This window comes from Nocardia sp. NPDC049737, assembly GCF_040674755.1.
Taxonomy (GTDB): domain Bacteria; phylum Actinomycetota; class Actinomycetes; order Mycobacteriales; family Mycobacteriaceae; genus Nocardia.
This window is the reverse complement of sequence record NZ_JBFANH010000051.1, coordinates 1-17390: the sequence shown is the minus strand read 5'-3', so window position 1 is coordinate 17390 and position 17390 is coordinate 1. Positions and strand designations below refer to the sequence as shown.

Genomic DNA, 17390 nt, shown 5'->3' with positions numbered 1-17390 from the left:
AACAACTCACTGAGTTGCCGAAAGATCTTTAGGTGCCCCACGACCTCGATATTCGACCGGCAAGCCGGGGGTTATTCGGTTCAGAGCACCTTCCATCATTTCAGAGCTACTGGCGGCGTGTCTGGCGTGAATCGCCGAGGTCAGCGTCCTCGAGGGTGTGCCGATCGGCTCCGGTCGGCGACCCAGGCGGCGATCTGGGCGCGGTTGGTGAATCCGAGTTTGGTCAGGATGTGTTCGACGTGTCCGTCAGCGGTGCGCTGGGAGATGTGCAGGCGGGCGGCGATGGCTCTGTTGGTCAGGCCGTCTGCGACGAGGTCGGCCACTTCCCGCTCCCGGGTCGTCAGCTCGGACGGACCCGGACCGCGAGTCGCAGCCTGGGGATGCTCGCCCAGGGCGTAGCCGATCGCGGCGTCGAGATCCATTGCGGCGCCTTCGTGATAGGCGGCATCGAAGGATCGCTGCCCGAGCGTGCGACGGGTCTCTCGTTCGCAATCCTCGCGATGGACCACCAGGTTCGGGAAGAACACCACGGAGGCGCCCGTCAACTGGTGCAGTGCCTTTGTGGCGCCCATCAACACCGCGGCGAGCCGCGCGGTGCCGCCCTGGACTCCCAGAATCCACGCCAGTGTTTCCAGGGCTGTCGCGGCCATGAGCGGGTCTTTCTGCTGCCTGATCAGTTGCAGCCACTGCTGCAACTGCCGCAGCGCACCGTCGCGATCACCGTGGCGCCACGCGGCAACCACCGTGCCCCACAAGGCATATGACCGATGCATGTAATCGCCATATGCTTCGGTGATTGCCAGGCCCTTCTCGTGGTACGAGAGAGCTGTTGCGCTGTCTCCCTCCAATTCGTGAGTCCATCCCAGCCCGAGCAGGGCGAAGACCTGCCCGGAGACGTCGTCCTCCGCAGTGAACGACTCGACGGCAGCTTCCAGGGGTGCGCGTGCTTGCGGTAGGTCGCCGCTGCGAACCGCGTAGAGGCCGAGAGCTAGCCCCGCGAATCCGTGCACGATCGGTCGCTCGGTCTGTTCGGCCAGCTCCTGCATCTGTGCGATCAGGGCGGACGCCGCTGTGAGGTCGTCCTGGGATACGGCCACCAGGACGGCACGCCACAGCGCCTTGGCGCGGACGGCGGTAGCGGGCGCGGGCCGTCTGGCGAGGGTGAGGTCGAGCCAGTGCCGCGCCTCGCCGACCTGGCCTCGGGAGAACCAGAACGGTTGCAGCGCTGCCGCTATCGACAACGCGGCGTCGGGTTCCGCTTCGGTGTCGGTCAGGCAGAAGTCCAGTGCCTGGCGCAGGTTGGGTTGTTCGCGGTCGAGGCGGGCGATCCAGTCGAGTTGGCGGGGGCTGAGCCAGTCGGCGTCGGCGTCCAGGGCGAGCTTTCGGTACCAGTTCAGGTGTCGGCGTCGCAGGTCGGCGTACCGGCCCGCTTCATCGAGTTTGTCGCGACCGTAGTCGCGCACCGTCTCGAGCAGCTGGAACCGCACCACCGGGACCGACTGTTCGCAGATCAGGATGGACTTGTCGACCAGGCCGGTGATTACGTCGAGCAAGTCCGCCGCTGCGAGGTCATTCCGGCACACTTGTTCGGCGTCGTCGAGTTCGAAGTTGCCGGCGAACACCGACAGCTGGGCCCAGACTGCTTGCTCGGCCGGGGTGCACAGGGAGTAACTCCAGTCGATGCACCACCGCAGGGTCTGCTGTCGGTTGGGCGCGCTGCGGCTGCCGTGGGTCAGCAGTGCGTAGCGGTCGGTGAGCCGCTCCAGGATCTGTTCGGGTGACAGTGTCCGCAGCCGGGCCGTGGCCAGCTCGATCGCCAACGGCAGCCCGTCGAGGTGGCGGCAGATCTCGGTCACCGCGGCGAGGATGTCCTCGGTGAGCGCAAAGCCCGGCACTGCGGCGGCGGCACGTTCGACAAACAGAGCGACCGCGTCACAGCGGGCCGCACTTCGCAGCGAGGGCTGCCGATCTGGATCAGGAACGGTCAGTGGCCGCACCCGCAGTAAAGACTCACCGGCGACACCGAGAGGCTCGCGGCTTGTGGCGAGGATCCGAAGGCGCGGGCAAGCGCGCAGCAAGGTCTCCGAGACCTTCGCTGCCGCATCCACTATTTGTTCGCAGTTGTCGAGCACCAGCAGCAGCTGCAGTGGCGCGATGTAGTCGACCAGCACCTCGTGCACCGGCTGCCCTTGTGCGCGCAACCCTAGAGAGGCGGCGATCACCCCTTCCAGCAGCGCGCCGTCGTTCAGCTCCCCGAGTTCGACCATGCGCACCCCGTCGGCGAATTCTCGTTGCGCGCCGTTCGCCACTCGTAATGCCAGTCGGGTCTTGCCCACCCCACCGATCCCGGTCAAGGTCACCAGCCGGGAGCTCGCCAGCAGATTCTTTGCCTCGGTCAATTCGCTACGGCGGCCGACGAAGCTGGTCAGCTCGAGGGGAAACAGCCCGTTTGCGCTGTTGACCGACGAACCGAACGGCAGGGGTTCCCGCACCGGCGGGGGGCCGGCGGTCAGGGGAATCAAGGGAACCGGAGAGCCTTCTTGCCACTCGGCATCCGCTGCCGCCCGTACCGCCATCTCGTCGACCGGCCATCCGCGCGCGGCCTGCAGATGCTGCAGCTGCTCACCCACCGCCGCCGCGGAGGACCGCTGCTCGCGAGGGCGGGCCATGGCATGTTCGATCACCGTCGAAACGTCCTCGTCGATGCCCTGCTCGCGTAGATCAGGGAGCGGCTGTGTGGTGATCCGCAGAAACTGGGCTACGACCTGTTCGCCGCTGCGCCGCTCGAACGCCGCGTGCCCGGTCAACGCGGCGAACAACGTCGCGCCGAGCCCGTAGACGTCGGCTGCGGGGGTGGGTGACTCCCCGGCCAGCACCTCCGGCGCGGTGAACGCGGGCGAACCAGTAACCGTGCCGGTACTGGTCTGGAATTCGTCGGGGATGCGGGCGATCCCGAAGTCGGTCAGTGCCGGTTCACCGTAGTCGCTGATCAGGATGTTGGCGGGTTTGACATCGCGGTGCAGGATGCCGAGCCGGTGCGCGGCCTCGAGTGCCCCGGCCAGCTTCACCCCCAACCGCACCGTCTCCGGCACCGACAGTGGACCGTGCTGGCGGATCCGGGCGTCGAGCGAGTCCTGCGGATAGTAGGGCATCACCAGATACGGCAGCCCCGACGCGATGGTGCCGACCTGCAACACCGCCACGATGTTCGGGTGCCCGGTCAGCCGGCCCATCGCCCGATGCTCCCGAACGAACCGCTGCAGGTTCCCCTCCTCCAGGACAGCGGTGAGCACCTTGATTGCCACGGTCCGGTGCAGCGCCGCCTGGGTGCACCGATACACCACTCCGAACCCGCCGCGCCCGATCTCCTCAGCGTCGGTGAATCCTGCTTCTGCCAGTTCCGCCGTGACCGCCGGGCTCACGGCGCGCTGAGTTTTCAAAGGGTCTATGTCGCCCATGCGCCGGTCCTGCTCCGTGATGTTGTTCACGATACCGCGCGGTCGGTTCCACGGTTTCGCCCTGTGGTGATTGCTTCCTACGAGATAGCCATGCCGGCGAAGGGTGTCACTCTCGCCATGTGGTTCCACAGCGGGAGATATTGAAACGGCAGGTTGCGCAGGCCGGTGTCTTTCGCGTAGCGGATGCGGTCCTCGCAGCGGGCGCGTCGGCGGTGCCGTAACTCCAGGTCGAGGATCTGTCCGGTCCTGGTATTGGTGACGACGTGGTCAGCCGCAGGCCGTCGATGTCGGTGAACCGCAGTTGCGCGACTGCTGCGTCTGTTTTCCCGTAGTAGTCCAGGAGGATGCCGAGGATCAATTCGCTGAGGAATGCGGTGGGCAGTCGCCTACTTCGCGGAGGGTTTCGGTGGCGTGGTTGAATGCGTGTTCGGCGTTGAGGTCGCCCCCGCCGATCAGCCGGGATCTTGCGGCGATCAGTTGTGCCCGGCCCATAGTCCGGCGATCGCCGTCGATTTCGGCTAGCCGGGCCAGGGCGTCTAGTGATTGGACCATGCAGGGCAGGTGTTCTTCGGCGTCGCCGCCGACTGTGAGCGCCAGCGCGAGATCGACGGCGAGTGTCCGGGTGCGGGTGTCGCTGCTGGCGGCTACTTGCCGGAACAGTGCCATCAGCCCGAATCGTTCGGTGATTGCCCAAGCAGTGCCTTGCCGTTTGTGGGTGAATGCCTGTCCGGTCGCTGTGGTGGCGGCGAAGAAGTTGAGGTCCATTCCCAGGTCGCGTAGTGCCACAATGTTTTTGGCGGTGGCGAGGTGGAAATCGACGAGCCGGTGCAGGGCGTGTGGCCATTCCTGGCGTTGGGCGGGGTCGGCGATTTGGCGGGCGAACAGCCGTAGCAGGCTGTGGTAGCGGTAGCGGCCTTGTTCGGGTGTTTGCAGCATGCCCAGGTCCACCAGGGTTTCGCAGCAGCGCTCGGTCTCGGCGGGGTCTCGGTCGAGCAGGGCCGCGATCGCGGCCACCGGCAGATCGGGTGCCTCGCTGAACGCGATCAGCACGAACGCGCGTGCCGATTCGGGAGCCAGCCGGCGGTAGCTGGTCCAGAACACCGACTCGATGCTGGTGTTGCCGACGATGAATTCGGCCAGCCGGCTGCGTTCGTCGGCCAGTCGCTCGGCGAGTCCGGCCAGTCGCCAGCTGGGGCGGCTGGCCAGCCGTGCGCCGACGATCCGCAGTGACAACGGCAGGTGTCCGCATTCGCGCAGGATCGCTTGTACTGCGTCGGGTTCCTCGGATAACCGCTGCTTGGGCAGCATGGCTTCGAGTAGCTGGCGTGCCTCGCCGGTACTGAGTAGCGGCAGGGGGACCAGCCGGGCATCGAACAGTTCGGCCAGGCTCGATCGGCTGGTCACGATCACCGCTGCCGCGCCCGGGTCCGGCAGTAACGGGGTGAGCTGGGCGAGATCGCGGGCGTCGTCGAGTATCAGCAGCATGCGTTTGCCCGCGGCCATGCTGCGCCATCGGCCCGCTCGCTCGGCTGAGTCTCGCGGCAGTTCACCCGGGTCGACACCGAGTGAGCGGAACGCGACTGCCAGCAGCATCTCGGTCGCGGGTACCTGCTCGTTCATACCATCGAGATCCAGATACACCACACCGTCGGGAAAACGGTCCCGCAGCTGGTACGCCAGCCGCACCGCCAGCGTGGTCTTTCCGATACCACCCATTCCGGTGATCGTGATCACCGGGCGGTGTCCCTCCTCACCGCCCAGCGCCCCCGCCAATTCCTCGACCAGCTCCTCGCGTCCCACAAAACCGGCGATGCCGCGAGGCAGTTGCCCCACTGCAGGCACCGATACCTCAGCGGGTTTCCCCGCCCCCGCCACACCGGTCGCTGGCATGCCGGTCGTCTTCGCCGGTTCCGCCGCGGCGGGTGGTGATTCGGCCACCAGGATTTTCTGGTGTAGCTCAACCAGCCGCGGTCCCGGTTCCAGGCCGAGTTCCTCTGCAAGAGCGCGGTGCGCGGTGCGGTACACCTCGAGTGCCTCGACGCGGCGCCCGGCCCGATACAGCGCCACCATCAACAGTTCGTACCAGTGTTCCACATACGGTTCGGTCCGGACCAATCCCCGTAGTTGCGCGATCGCCGCCGAGTATCGGCCCAGATCCACCGCGACACCGATCGTGGCCTCTTCCAGCGTCGACCGTAACTGCTGTAGTCGCGCCTGCTCCTTCTCCACCCACGGGCCGGGCAATCCGAACAACGGATCACCACGCCAGAGTCGCTTGGCCGCCACCAGCTTCTCGTTCGCCTCCGTCGTGGCGCCGAATCGGCGATCGAACTCGGCGGCATGGAGTAACTCCTCGACCACCGCAACATCGGTCCTCACCGGCAAGGCCAGCCGGTAACCGCCTCGAGTGGAGCCCAGCCACTCCGCCCCGGCACCGGCACGACCAAAATTCTCGAACTGCCGGCGCAGGGCATGCACATGATTACGCAACCCTCCCACCGCCGAGGCCGGTGGCCGATCCGTCCACACCCGCGCCGCCAAATCCGCGATCGACAACGTCCGTCCCGGCTCGGCGGCCAGGATCACCAGCACAGTCAGCATCTGCGGAGTCACACTGTCGAGCCGGCGGTCTCCCAGCCACGCTTCCACCGGCCCCAACAAACTCAACCGAAGCTCCCCCGGCCTCGTCTCGTCAACCCCCGAGATCTGCTGCGCTGTCAAGCCAAACCCTCACATTCGCCCGGGGCCCGAAGCCCTCGACCAGGACATCCTTCCAGCCACCGAGTCACCAACCTCTCTCATGTCCGTACATCTAGATAAGGGGCGGTGGGTAGCCCGGACCATCCGTGTTGATGTGACCCGCTACACCGTGATCGCATCGGAGACAGGGACGATGGTCAGCGGGACCTCGCTCAGCATGGCCGGGCTCAGAAAGCGTGCCATCGACTGTTGCCCGATGTCGCTGAGCATGATTTCGTGGATCTGGATGAGCTGCTTCGGTGCGATCTCGCGCACAAAGTCGACCGCGGCCGCGACTCTGGTCCAGGGCCCGCTGGTCGGCAGCAGTAGCGTCTCGACCGGCGCGGAGGGGACGTGGTAGGCGTCACCGGGGTGGTAGACGCGGCCGTCGACGAGGTAGCCGACATTCGCGCCGGCGGGAATGTCGGGATGGGTCTCGGCATGCCTGTCACCGACCGCCGCAACGTCGAAGCCCGCGACGGTGAAACGATCGCCGGCGGCCACAACGCTGACCCGGTCACACCGGTCAGCCCAACGCCCGACGGCGGCGGCCGGTCCGTAGACCCGCAGCTCCGGACGGGTTTCCAGGGCTTTGTCGATCACCGCCTCGTCGAAGTGATCGAAGTGGTCGTGGGTGATCAGGATCGCGTCCGCGGCGGCAACAACCGCTGCCGCGTCCGGGGTGAAGGTCCCCGGGTCGACAACGATCCGGCCACCGTCTCCTACCAGCGATACGCAGGCATGGGCATGCTTTATCAATTGCACGGTCAGCTCCTCGACTCAGATGTACAGCCTGTACTGTACAGGCTGTGCTGTATATCGGCTAGACTGGTGCTGTGAACGACACGTCCTCGACCCCACCGGCGCCTACCGCCGACGAGTTGGCCAGCCATTTGCGGCTCGCGGTCGGCGCTCTGGTCCGTAGTACGCGCGTGGCCGACCGGCTCGCCCCCATTCTCGCTGCGGTGCTGGACCTGCTCGACGTGCGCGGTCCGATGACCACCGCCGACCTGGCGGCGAGCAGGGGGGTCCGACACCAGACCATGGCCACGACGGTCAAGGAACTCGTCGAGGCGGGGTTCGTGGCCGCCGGTCCCGACCCGCGCGACGCGCGCAAGAAGGTCCTCACGCTCACAGCGGCGGGAAGCACCGCTATCAATGCCGATCGACGAGAGCGCGTCCACGTGCTCGTCGAAGCACTGCACCGGACCCTCACCGAGGACGAGCGTCGGGTGCTGGCGCATGCGTTGCAGCTCATCGATCGGATAACCGAAGCTGTTGCCGACATCTATCGGCCCGCGGCCGAGTCCCAACCTCTCACCGGAGCGTGGTGACCGTGCGGTGCACGACCGCCTCCGCACCGCTTCCGCGCCCGGGAAAAATCGTTGCCGTCGGTCTGAATTACGCCGCGCACGCCGCCGAAGTGGGGCGAGCGAGCGCCGAGACACCCCAGATCTTTTTCAAGGCGCCCGGTACTGTTATCGGACCCGGGGAGGCCATCGTGCTACCTCCGGAGTCCTCCCGCGTGGAACACGAAGCCGAACTCGGGATCGTCATCGGCCGCCGCATACGGCGAGTGGATGCCATCGCCGCCGTGGACGCCATCGCCGGATACTGCTGCGCCAACGACGTTTCGGCTCGCGACATTCAGCACGAGCTGGGCCTGCCGGATTACGCCAAGTCCTTCGACACTTTCTGCCCGCTGGGACCGATGGTCGCGGCTGCGTCCGTCGACGTTACTGCTCTGCGGGTGGAATGCCTGGTCAACGGCAGAATGCGGCAGTCGGGCCGCACCGCGGACATGCTCACCCCGGTCGGCGAACTCCTCGCCTATATCACCGCGGCGATGACACTGGAACCCGGCGATGTCGTGCTGACCGGAACCCCCGCCGGCTCGGGCGCCCTGTCGCCTGGTGATCGGGTCACCGTCAGGATCACCGGTCTGGGAAGTCTCACCAACCCGGTGACCGCCGAGGGGGAGCACTGAACGACGGGCGCGCGAGACTTGCGGCTCCCTTCTCCACGTCCCTGCGCGCTGAGCTGGTGGACGGCTTGCGCGGTATTAGGATGGCCGACGCAGCCAGCGGGGTTCAGGTCACGGACGGACGCTAAGTTCTTCCGCCGTTCGTTGAGCAACGCGAGCGCATCGGCGTCTGTTTCCGTCTGCGCCGGTCGGCAATCTCCGTGCAGTGCAGCGACACTCGCTGCAGCGGCAGCGTCGATGCGGTCGTTCTCGCGGCTACCACGCGCGAAAGCTGTCGCACCCGGGAGGTCGCGGCCGGCGCCACATCCACCGCGGCCTCCCCCATCGTCACCAGCCACAGTGCCAAATGGTGACCGAGGCCTTCAGCGTTCTCCACCGCCCAGCTGCGTTCTGGCCATTGCCGTGCCCAGACCAGCAGCTGCCGATATCCGGCGTGGCTGGCGTCGACGCGGGTCGAGCCTCGGTCGGAGTTCGTCGTGGGATCGAGGGTTGTTGCGGTGTGGGTGGGGCTCGGCCAGTTCTCCGAACTCGGTCGAACACAGGGTGGCGACATCGGTGCCGATCTTGCCGACCGACCCGCCAATCGCGGCGAGCAGGCCGACGATCTCGGCGAAACCATCGCGGGCAACGTGCCAGGTGATCTCGGGGTCTCGCAGGCCGAGTTCCTCGGCAAGAGTCGCTCTCACTCGGAGGCCGTCCGGACCGGGGACCGAGGGAGGCCAGGGTTCCCGTCGCACCTCCGAACTGAACCATCAGGTCCCTCTGTCGAGCCGCGGCCAGGCGGTCGGCGTGGCGGTCCGGGGCCGACAACCAGACGGCCACCCGGTCGACCGGAGGGCGGTGGAGTCCGTGCCCGCCGTCTCTGGGATCAGCTAACATTCGCTGCTCGCTCACGCGCGCTCGGCAGATGGGGAAACCCGTTGAGCGGCAACAGGATCGGCGCGCACATCAAGTACCGCGAGTTCCCGCTCTGCGGGGCATGCGACGAATACGTGTCCTGACCGCCAGGAACGCTCACCGCCGACTCCGAATGGGAGATCCACACCTGCCCCGAAGGATGTGGCACCCAGATCAGCACCGTCCCGAGGTTCTGGTCCGACCCGGGCCAGGCCACCGAATGGTTCGACGGCTGACCGGTGCGCCACACCCACGCGAGTTCTTCCGATGCTTCGAACATGCTTATGTCCCCGGGCGTGCGGCGCGCGCGGCGCGCTGGGACAGGGTGGCGAAGGCGTCACGCAGCGGGTCCGGGCCGATGACCTCGATCTCGGTGTCGAAACGCGCCAGCGTCGCGGCGAGTGCGGCCCAGGACCAGGAACCGGTCAGCAGTCTGGTGCGGGCGGGGCCGAGTTCCTCGACGACTGCGTCGCCGGCGAACGGGGCGACCTGTGCGGCGGGTAGGTCGAGGACCACCTCACCGCGAAAAGGCCAGGTGTCGGTGCTGTCGGAGCCTTTGAACCGGGCGGACAGGAACGCGGCGACGTCGCCCCCCGGCACATGCCGGGGGCTGAAGCGCGGCCCGTTGGGAACGCGCAGCGCCATCCGATCGGCACGATAGATCCGCCAATCCTGGCGCTCGGGATCCCATCCGATCACATACCAGCGTCCACCCCGGACCACAAGGTGATGCGGCTGCACCCGCCGCGCCGGCCGCAACCTGGGATCCTGCGGCCCTGCCGCGGACCGGTAGTCGAACCGCACCTCCTCCGCGGACCGGACGGCGGCGCTCAGCGCGAGCAGAACGGCGGTGTCGACCTGGAGATCGGCGCCGCGCCCGGCCGATTCGACCACGGTCACCTCGAGGGCGTCGACGCGTCGCCGCAGGCGCGACGGCAGGACCTGCCGCACGGTCGCCAAAGCGCGGGCAGCGGCCTCTTCGATACCCGCTCCGGTCCCGACCGCGATCCGCAACGCCACCGCGAGCGCGACCGCCTGCTCGTCGTCGAACAACAGCGGGGGCAGCTCGCTGCCCGCCTCGAGGCGATAACCACCCTCGGGTCCCTTGACCGCCTGGACGGGGTAACCGAGCTCGCGCAGCCGATCGACGTCACGGCGAACCGTGCGCTCGCTCACCTCCAGCCGCTGGGCGAGCAGCGCACCCGGCCAGTCACGGCGGACCTGCAGCAACGACAGCAGCGAGAGCAGGCGGCGGGAGGTCACCTTCGACGACGCGGTCGGCATGGTGACAGACTGCCATAAATAGCGGACGTTCCCTGACCTGTACTGCTGGCAGGGTGGCGTTGTCGCTGGAACCCTCCGGCGGCGAAAACACCTCCGAAGGGACCCGATCACCATGTCGGTACACGCTGTCACCCACTTGAACTTCCATGGTCAGGCTCGCGCGGCCCTGGAGTTCTACCAATCGGTGTTCGGCGGGCAGACCACCATCGCCACCTACGGCGACTTCGGAATGCCCGCCGAAGCGCCCGACGCCACCAAGGTGGTGTTCGGACAGGTCATCGCCGACAACGGCTTCCGCGTCATGGCCTACGACGTGCCCGGTGCGGACACCCCGATCGCGCAGGGCGCGCCCACCACCCGCCGCGAGAACGGCGCCACCCTCACCACCGAACCGTTCTTCCTGTCCGTCCGCGGCGACACCGTCGAGGAAGTCGGCGCGCTATGGGGACGTCTCGTGGACGGGGCGAGCGTCATCGAGGAATTCCGCCCGGCGCAGTGGGCGCCCGGGTTCGGGATGCTGCGCGATCGCTTCGGCATCACCTGGATCCTCGACGTCGCAGCCGAGTACGCCCAGGCCTGACGCCCTTGCCCCGGGGTGCGACCGATCCGGACGCACCCGGGGTGCGCTCGCGAAGATCCGGATACAAAGCAGTACAGACGGTTTCGGGCGCTCCCTGAACCCGGCCCGGCGGCTGCCGCCAACCACGCAGGAGACACCATGCACACTCGGCCGCTCGGCCGCACTGGCATCCAGGTCAGCCCGTATGCCCTGGGCACCATGAAGTTCGGACGCTTCGGCAACCCCGACCACCAGGAGTGCCTCCACATCGTAGGCGCTCGACGAGGGATTAATATCATCGACACCGCCGACGTGTACGGCGGCGACGGCGAGTCCGAACAGATCGTCGGGAAGGCGTTGCGCGGTCGCCGTGACAACGTCGTCCTCGCCACCAAGTTCAACGGCCCGATGGAGCCCGACCCCAATCAGCGTGGCAGCTCGCGGCGCTGGATGGTCGCCGCGGTCGAAGCATCCCTGCGCCGCCTCGGGGTCGACCACATCGACCTCTACCAGGTCCACCACCCCGACCCCGGCATCGATATCGAGGAAACCCTCGCCGCCCTGACCGATCTGCTCCGCGCGGGCAAGGTCCGTGCCATCGGCCACTCGAACTTGCCGGCCTCGGACATCGTGGAAGCCCAGTGGGTGTCCGAACGCCGCGGGCGGGCCCGATTCCGCACCGAGCAACCGCACTACTCGATCCTCAACCGAGGAGTCGAACGCGAAATCTTCCCGGTCTGCCAGCGCTACGGCCTGGGCACCCTGGTCTGGAGTCCACTGGCGATGGGGCTACTCACCGGCCGATACCGCAGACAGGGCGGAGAGACAGCGTCGGCGGCCCTGCTGCACTGGGTTCCGCAGCACATGACCGACGAACGCAAACGCGACGCCGTCGAAATGCTCATCCCGGTCGCCGAGCAGGCCGGACTGTCATGGACCCGCCTCGCCCTCGCCTTCGTCATCACTCACCCCGCAGTCACCTCGGCGATCATCGGACCACGCACCCTCGAGCAGCTCGACGATTTCATCGCCGCAGGCCGCACCCGCCTCGATGACGACCTCCTCGACCGCATCGACGAGATCGTGCCGCCGGGAACCGACACCGGACCGATCGACATCGCCTACCTACCACCACACCTGCGGCAACCGCGGCTACGCCGCCGCGCCGCCGACGACCGCATCATCTGACGAGCTCCACACGACGATGTCGTCTCGGTGCCGCGAGCGGTCGTCGTGCTCATTGGGGTTCCGTCCGACCTGCACAGCGTGGTCGGCGAACGCTCGTAGTAGCGGCCGAGCAAGGCAAGATCGACCGCGGCGGTGACTCCGTCGGTCCAGTCCAGACCCAACACCGCGGTGAACAGCTCGCGATGCAGCTGGTCCATCACGTCGTCTTGCTGATCGAGGCACGCCGTGTCGCCCGGGTCGCGGAATTCCAATACCGCTGTCGCGCTGGTGCTATGGCGACCGCGGCCGCACCCCATCTGCGCGACAACGGGGCGGACCGAGTCTGGACGGCGTGGCCCGGGTGGCGCTGGCGGATAATGGTGGCAATGTGGCCGGCGAGGGTGCCCATGCGGGTGAGATCGCCGACGAGGTAAAGGGCGGTCACGACCTGACGCAACTCGCTGGCGACGGGAGCTTGCACAGCACGGAGCCGACAGCGGCGTGCTTGCAGCGGTCGCGCACGCTCTCGATCTCTGCGCACACGTGGAGCGTGTGCTCCGCCTCTCGCAGATCGGCATCGAGCACAGCATTCGCCGCCGCCGCGACCGCAATGAGGTCATGCACGCTCATCGCCACGAGCAGCGTGACGAGACGGTCGAAATCCGCGTGGTATTGCGTCCGCATCGCTCTATCCTCGTCGAACACCAACAGTTCCGTTAACCAGCTGAAACGGGCAAACGATGCGCGATGTCGCCGGGCTCTATACCCTCGGAGAAGCCGAGCCCGGCAGCGAACCCAGCCCCTGGAGGGCGGTTTGCTCGGCGCGACAGGCGCTCGGTGAACGTCTCCGCCCATACCGCCCGTGACCAGCTGATCCATGCCGCCGGAATCATCGCCGACACCACGATCGACCTCATCGGCACGATCGGCCGCGCCGTGTGGATAACCACCTACCGGCCCGACGCCAGCGAACCGGCCCCTGCGTGGTCAAACGCGCCATCTCCAAACACCGCGCAAAGGGGCCATATCGACCGCAACATCAACAAAACCGAGATCAGCGTCCATATCCTGCCCAGTTGACAACCGGGCAGGAACCCAAATTGCGCAGTCTTGACCCTAGGGTTAGGTCTGCCGGTAGGCGCTATAGGTGAGGTAGCCGGTGTCACCACCGGTGTAATAGGTCGCCTCGTCGGCCTCATCGAGCGGCAGGTCGAATCGCAGCCGCTCGACGAGGTCCGGATTGGCGATGAACGCGCGACCGAAGCTGATCACGTCGGCCCCGAGGTCGAGCCAATGCTCGGCGGCCTTGCGATCAGTGGGCACGGCACCACCCGGGATCGAGGGGTTGACGATCAGCGGGCCCGACCACGCGCGGCGCAGACCAACGAGGGTCTCCTCGTCGGCCGTCGCCTCTAGGTGGACATATGCCAAGTCGTGAGTGGCGAGCTCGGCCAGGAGCGCCCCGTACAGCTCGGGCACATCCTCGTCGATCGCGTCCCAGATGCCCGCCCCCGGGCTCAGCCGGATGCCGACCTTGGCGGCGCCGATGGCGTCCACCGTGGCCGCGACCGCCTCGACCGCGAAGCGGATCCGGCCCGCGATCGAGCCGCCGTACCTATCGGTGCGCTGGTTGGCACTGCTGGACAGGAACTGCCCGATCAGATAGCCGTTGGCGCCGTGCAGCTCGACACCGTCGAATCCCGCCTCGATCGCGCGGCGGGCCGCAGCCGCATAGGACAGTGCCTCGCTGCCGATCTCCCCGGTGGTCAGGGCGCGGGGGACGGGGGCGGGCTGCGGGCCGGTCGGGGTGAAGACCAGCGCCCCGCGCGCCGCCACCGCCGACGGACCGACCGGTTGCAGGCCCGTGGTGTCGGGATGGCTGATCCGGCCGCCGTGCATGATCTGTCCGAAGAGCCGTCCGCCGTTGGCATGGACCGCCGCGGTGACCTGCTTCCACGAAGCGACCTGGGCATCGGTGTAGAGCCCCGGCGTCAGTGGGTTGGACTGGCCGAGCAGACTCGGCTGAATGCCCTCGGAGATGAGCAGGCCCGCGGTGGCACGTTGGGCGTAGTAGGCGGCCATCGACGGCGTCGCCAACCCTTCGACGTCGGAGCGGACCCGGCTCATCGGCGCCATCGCGATCCGGTTCGGGAGCCGAAGTCCGGCCAGGTCGTAAGCATCGAACAATGTCGTTGTCATACCTCGACGGTAGAACCTACCATTGACGTCAGGTGTCAGTTTTATGAGGGAGGTCACAGTGCGGATCGGCGAACTGGCCGAGCAGGCGGGGGTGAGCGTCCGCTCGTTGCGCTACTACGAGGAGCACGGACTGTTGACCAGCGCGCGCAGCGGAGGCGGTCACCGAACCTATGACGACGGCGCGGTCGAACGAGTTCGCCTGCTCCAGCGGCTCTATGCCGCGGGGCTGTCGAGCAGCACCATCGCGGAACTGCTGCCGTGCGTCGATTCACCCAGCGCCGCACAGACGGACGAGACATGGGCGCGCCTGCTCAAAGAACGCGAACAGCTCCAACAGCACATCGCTGAGCTGCTCCGAACCCGCGACACCCTCGACGAGATCATCGAAACGAACCGCAGCCACCGGCAGACCTACTCCTAGCCTCGGCCATTCGCGGTGATCTCGGCACCGCTTGCCGGAGGTGAGTGAAAGGTGCTCCTACCTGCGATAATTCGACTTTTCTAGGGTTGAATTTCGCGGTGGTGGAGTACCTGGTGAGTGAATCTATGTCGTGGTACCCGTCGCTGAAAGTTGGCGGTGACGGGTCGGGGGTCGTGTCGCAGGCCGGAGCGGTAGTGCTGCTGCGCACGGCGGAGCAGGTCGGGCTGGATCGGGCGTTGTCGGGGCGCGCTGGCACCATTGCGCAAGCGGTTGGCCGCGCACGATCCGGGCAAGATCGTGCTGGATCTGGCCGTGTCGGTGGCCATCGGTGGTGACTGCGCCGCGGATATGTCGCTATTGCGGACATCGCGGGCACTCTCCTCGATGCCAACCCAGGCCTGGCCGGAATGATCGGTGTCCCGGTCGAAGCATTGCACGGGACCTCGGTCTTTCGGTTCGCCCACCCCGACGACCGCGACGAGATCCGGACGCTGATTTTCGGCACCCTGATTGCGGCACATGAAGGCACCGTAAAACTGGAGCAGCGATTCATCCGCACCGACGGCAGCACCGGATAGGCATCGTTCGCCATCACCTACGTGCTTAGGATCCAATAGGCAGGCCGACTATCTCCTCGCAGTCGGGGCGGATGTGACCGAGCAGCACCGGCTGCAAGCCGAACTGCACCGGCAAGCGCGCCACGATATGCTCACCGGCCTGCCCAACCGGCGCCACCTTCTCGAACGGATCGAAACGCTCACCGCTACGGTCGCCGATCGCGGCCGAGTAGGACTGTGTTTCGTCGATCTCGACGGATTCAAACAGATCAACGACCGCTACGGTCACGGAATCGGTGACCAACTCCTCGCCGCTGTGGCTACCCGCCTGCACGACAGCCTGCCCGTCGGGAAGGGCATGATCGCCCGCATCGGGGGCGATGAATTCGTTGTTCTCGTCGCGCCTCCGGCTGACGACCTCCGCGTCACCGCCGTTGCCGACCGGCTGCTGTCCACACTGGCCACCCCGATCGTCATCGGTGAGTACGAACTGCGGATGTCGGCCAGCATCGGGGCCGTGACAACCCTGGCCGACACCCCGGCCGCGGCCCTGCTGGCCGCTGCCGACCGCGCGCTCTACGACGCTAAAACCAGAGGTAAAGACCAGTGGGTACTCCGCGTACTCGACACCCCAGCAAAGGTTGAACACAGCCAGGCCCTCCCCCGGTTTGGTTGAGCCAACCGAACTCGGGGCAGTCCCGCCGAAGCATAGGCGCGTGATCCCGTCGGGCTAGGCCACCAGCCCTCCAACCGCCCGCACCCGGGCCTCCACCGGCGACGGTGGTGATGACGCCGTTTATCGCCGCACCCAGCCCGGACCGGTGATCCACACAAGACGTTGCGTTTCAAGCGATCTCCCCTGTCGGCGGCCCCGATGCCGGGCGGCGGTGGAACCCGAGCATCTACAGACAATCGGAAACTCTCGTGTTGATCGGCTGTCGCACCACTCTTCGTAGGGTGCGGCCATGTCGGCGGGCGCGAACGCTAGCCATCCCGAGCGAGGTGAACAGGACGACGAGGACGCGAATAAGCTTGTATATCACCAGTTTCCCCTGTGCTCGATTTCCTTTGTGGCACCACTCAATCCGCACGCAGCGCGGTGGGCGTCGAGATAGCTGGTGCAGGCGAGCGCGCAGCGCCCCGGAGACCCGTTGCGCTCGCCTGTTGCTCCGGGTTCCCGTGCGTTGCAACCCGGAGCATTCTCGGGGTAATCGTCAAATGAGTCGCGTAGTCCTTCGGAATGATTCAAGCTGAATGAAACCGATGGGTGTGCTATGCGGCTGCGGTATCGGTTTCCTGGGTGGTGCCCTCGGCTGGCCGGTTGATCTAGACGGTGCCGGGCAGCGCGAGGATCTTCGGCAGTGTGGTGGTGGCGAAGCGGTAGGGTGCCGCGCTCGAGCTTGGGCGAGTACTGATCGCCGATCGGCGGCTTTGTCGGCGGCCAGTCCGTAGTGGACATCGGCGGGGGTGTGCAAGCCGATGCCGGTGTGGCGATGTTCGCGGGTGTACCACTGGGCGAAGTAGTCCATGAATTGCCCTGCCTCGGTGAGTGATCCGAAGCGTTCGGGGAATTCCGGTCCGTATTTCACGGTCTTGAACAGCGCTGCTGGACTTGCGGTGGCGAGGAACGTCGAACTGAGGCGATACCAGGAATTCGAGTCCATCAGACCAGGCCAGGATGACCGGTCAGGGGCGGACTTCTTGTACTGCGGCTTCGGCTCGTGCCTCGAGGATCGCGAGGAGGACCATGCGGCACATGGACATGCCAGACAGGTGTCCGGGGAGCGTCAGCACGGTGTGGGCCTCGGCTCGCCGGCATTCGTGGACGAGATCGACGAACGCTGGGGGCAGTGTCGCGTTCTGTGGTGCCGGCTCATGGAATACGGTGCCTAGCGCATACCCGAGTGATCTGGCGGCAGCCCGCAGTATGTTGTCGGCGGACTTCGGGTCGCGGTCACTCAGCAGATCGTCGCGCACGTATCCGTAGGCAAGAGGTAATAAAGCAGTCATCGAAGCACACGGCTTGCCACCTAGGGCGTGTTTCATAAGTGCTGAGGGGTGATCGCCGCCGTCGTGATTGCGGCTGAAAGTCGTTGCCGGAGTGGGTGTGTCGATGCCGTGAGAT

17 protein-coding genes and 3 pseudogenes are annotated in these 17390 nt (G+C 66.6%); 9 read left to right on the top strand and 11 right to left on the bottom strand.

Annotated features, from left to right (window positions below; translation table 11 throughout):
• Positions 1-140 precede the first annotated feature (140 nt).
• From AB0J47_RS39290 to AB0J47_RS39275, 4 genes and pseudogenes are all read right to left on the bottom strand, one after another.
• Positions 141-3458, bottom strand: a complete 3318-nt coding sequence (locus AB0J47_RS39290; RefSeq protein WP_364358773.1) for a protein kinase — start codon at positions 3456-3458, stop codon at positions 141-143.
• 146 nt (positions 3459-3604) lie between these two features.
• Positions 3605-3765 (bottom strand): annotated as a pseudogene (locus tag AB0J47_RS39285) (IS1380 family transposase); the annotation flags it as partial.
• A gap of 47 nt (positions 3766-3812) precedes the next feature.
• Complete coding sequence (locus tag AB0J47_RS39280; RefSeq protein WP_364358770.1) at positions 3813-6125, bottom strand: BTAD domain-containing putative transcriptional regulator; 2313 nt, start codon at positions 6123-6125, stop codon at positions 3813-3815.
• 195 nt (positions 6126-6320) lie between these two features.
• On the bottom strand, positions 6321-6962 hold the full coding sequence (locus tag AB0J47_RS39275; protein WP_364358767.1) for an MBL fold metallo-hydrolase: 642 nt from the start codon (positions 6960-6962) through the stop codon (positions 6321-6323).
• 71 nt (positions 6963-7033) lie between these two features.
• Between AB0J47_RS39275 and AB0J47_RS39270 the strand changes: the two genes are divergently transcribed.
• Positions 7034-7531: a MarR family transcriptional regulator gene (locus tag AB0J47_RS39270; protein ID WP_364358764.1), complete on the top strand. Its 498-nt coding sequence runs from the start codon at positions 7034-7036 to the stop codon at positions 7529-7531.
• 2 nt (positions 7532-7533) lie between these two features.
• Positions 7534-8184, top strand: a complete 651-nt coding sequence (locus AB0J47_RS39265) for a fumarylacetoacetate hydrolase family protein (RefSeq protein WP_364358761.1) — start codon at positions 7534-7536, stop codon at positions 8182-8184.
• A 359-nt stretch (positions 8185-8543) separates the two neighbouring features.
• On the opposite strand, the gene AB0J47_RS39260 is transcribed toward AB0J47_RS39265, so the two are convergent.
• Together AB0J47_RS39260 and AB0J47_RS39255 are read right to left on the bottom strand one after the other, a co-directional pair.
• The gene (locus AB0J47_RS39260; protein ID WP_364358758.1) at positions 8544-8867 is read right to left on the bottom strand and encodes a hypothetical protein; all 324 of its coding nucleotides are present in this window, start codon (positions 8865-8867) and stop codon (positions 8544-8546) included.
• Between the two features lie 493 nt (positions 8868-9360).
• A complete protein-coding gene (locus tag AB0J47_RS39255; RefSeq protein ID WP_364358755.1) occupies positions 9361-10362 on the bottom strand; it encodes a WYL domain-containing protein in 1002 nt (333 codons plus the stop codon).
• A 112-nt stretch (positions 10363-10474) separates the two neighbouring features.
• On the opposite strand from AB0J47_RS39255, the gene AB0J47_RS39250 reads away from it, so the two are divergent.
• Complete coding sequence (locus AB0J47_RS39250; RefSeq protein ID WP_364358752.1) at positions 10475-10942, top strand: VOC family protein; 468 nt, start codon at positions 10475-10477, stop codon at positions 10940-10942.
• A 138-nt stretch (positions 10943-11080) separates the two neighbouring features.
• Positions 11081-12109, top strand: coding sequence for an aldo/keto reductase (locus AB0J47_RS39245; RefSeq protein ID WP_364358749.1), 1029 nt, complete (start codon positions 11081-11083; stop codon positions 12107-12109).
• 196 nt (positions 12110-12305) lie between these two features.
• Here AB0J47_RS39245 and AB0J47_RS39240 read toward each other — a convergent pair whose 3' ends face one another.
• Together AB0J47_RS39240 and AB0J47_RS39235 are read right to left on the bottom strand one after the other, a co-directional pair.
• Entirely contained in the window at positions 12306-12533 is a 228-nt protein-coding gene (locus AB0J47_RS39240; RefSeq protein ID WP_364358746.1) for a hypothetical protein, read from the bottom strand.
• Positions 12530-12793: a hypothetical protein gene (locus AB0J47_RS39235; protein WP_364358743.1), complete on the bottom strand. Its 264-nt coding sequence runs from the start codon at positions 12791-12793 to the stop codon at positions 12530-12532. The genes AB0J47_RS39240 and AB0J47_RS39235 overlap by 4 nt, the downstream gene beginning before the upstream one ends.
• Before the next feature lie 132 nt (positions 12794-12925).
• Here AB0J47_RS39235 and AB0J47_RS39230 point away from each other — a divergent pair, with 132 nt between their 5' ends.
• Positions 12926-13168 (top strand): hypothetical protein, encoded by a 243-nt coding sequence (locus tag AB0J47_RS39230; RefSeq protein WP_364358740.1) that lies wholly within the window; start codon positions 12926-12928, stop codon positions 13166-13168.
• A 42-nt stretch (positions 13169-13210) separates the two neighbouring features.
• On the opposite strand, the gene AB0J47_RS39225 is transcribed toward AB0J47_RS39230, so the two are convergent.
• Positions 13211-14287 (bottom strand): alkene reductase, encoded by a 1077-nt coding sequence (locus AB0J47_RS39225; RefSeq protein ID WP_364358737.1) that lies wholly within the window; start codon positions 14285-14287, stop codon positions 13211-13213.
• A 43-nt stretch (positions 14288-14330) separates the two neighbouring features.
• Between AB0J47_RS39225 and AB0J47_RS39220 the strand changes: the two genes are divergently transcribed.
• From AB0J47_RS39220 to AB0J47_RS39205, 4 genes and pseudogenes are all read left to right on the top strand, one after another.
• Positions 14331-14708 (top strand): MerR family transcriptional regulator, encoded by a 378-nt coding sequence (locus tag AB0J47_RS39220; RefSeq protein WP_364358734.1) that lies wholly within the window; start codon positions 14331-14333, stop codon positions 14706-14708.
• A gap of 113 nt (positions 14709-14821) precedes the next feature.
• Positions 14822-15071 (top strand): annotated as a pseudogene (locus AB0J47_RS39215) (transposase); the annotation flags it as partial.
• A 44-nt stretch (positions 15072-15115) separates the two neighbouring features.
• Positions 15116-15286: a hypothetical protein gene (locus AB0J47_RS39210; RefSeq protein WP_364358731.1), complete on the top strand. Its 171-nt coding sequence runs from the start codon at positions 15116-15118 to the stop codon at positions 15284-15286.
• 73 nt (positions 15287-15359) lie between these two features.
• Positions 15360-15941, top strand: a complete 582-nt coding sequence (locus AB0J47_RS39205) for a GGDEF domain-containing protein (RefSeq protein WP_364358728.1) — start codon at positions 15360-15362, stop codon at positions 15939-15941.
• A gap of 650 nt (positions 15942-16591) precedes the next feature.
• On the opposite strand, the pseudogene AB0J47_RS39200 reads toward AB0J47_RS39205, so the two are convergent.
• Positions 16592-16869 (bottom strand): annotated as a pseudogene (locus AB0J47_RS39200) (IS3 family transposase); the annotation flags it as partial.
• Positions 16870-16951: 82 nt separating this feature from the next.
• The coding region (locus tag AB0J47_RS39195; RefSeq protein WP_364358725.1) for a hypothetical protein at positions 16952-17390 on the bottom strand (439 nt) is incomplete at its 5' end.

What these genes read in the sequence shown, in the direction of transcription:
- AB0J47_RS39290 (WP_364358773.1), bottom strand. Translation starts at nt 3,458, where the DNA reads ATGGGCGACATAGACCCTTTGAAAACTCAGCGCGCCGTGAGCCCGGCG.
- AB0J47_RS39255 (WP_364358755.1), bottom strand. Translation starts at nt 10,362, where the DNA reads ATGCCGACCGCGTCGTCGAAGGTGACCTCCCGCCGCCTGCTCTCGCTG.
- AB0J47_RS39250 (WP_364358752.1), top strand. Translation starts at nt 10,475, where the DNA reads ATGTCGGTACACGCTGTCACCCACTTGAACTTCCATGGTCAGGCTCGC.
- AB0J47_RS39245 (WP_364358749.1), top strand. Translation starts at nt 11,081, where the DNA reads ATGCACACTCGGCCGCTCGGCCGCACTGGCATCCAGGTCAGCCCGTAT.
- AB0J47_RS39225 (WP_364358737.1), bottom strand. Translation starts at nt 14,287, where the DNA reads ATGACAACGACATTGTTCGATGCTTACGACCTGGCCGGACTTCGGCTC.
- AB0J47_RS39220 (WP_364358734.1), top strand. Translation starts at nt 14,331, where the DNA reads ATGAGGGAGGTCACAGTGCGGATCGGCGAACTGGCCGAGCAGGCGGGG.
- AB0J47_RS39210 (WP_364358731.1), top strand. Translation starts at nt 15,116, where the DNA reads ATGATCGGTGTCCCGGTCGAAGCATTGCACGGGACCTCGGTCTTTCGG.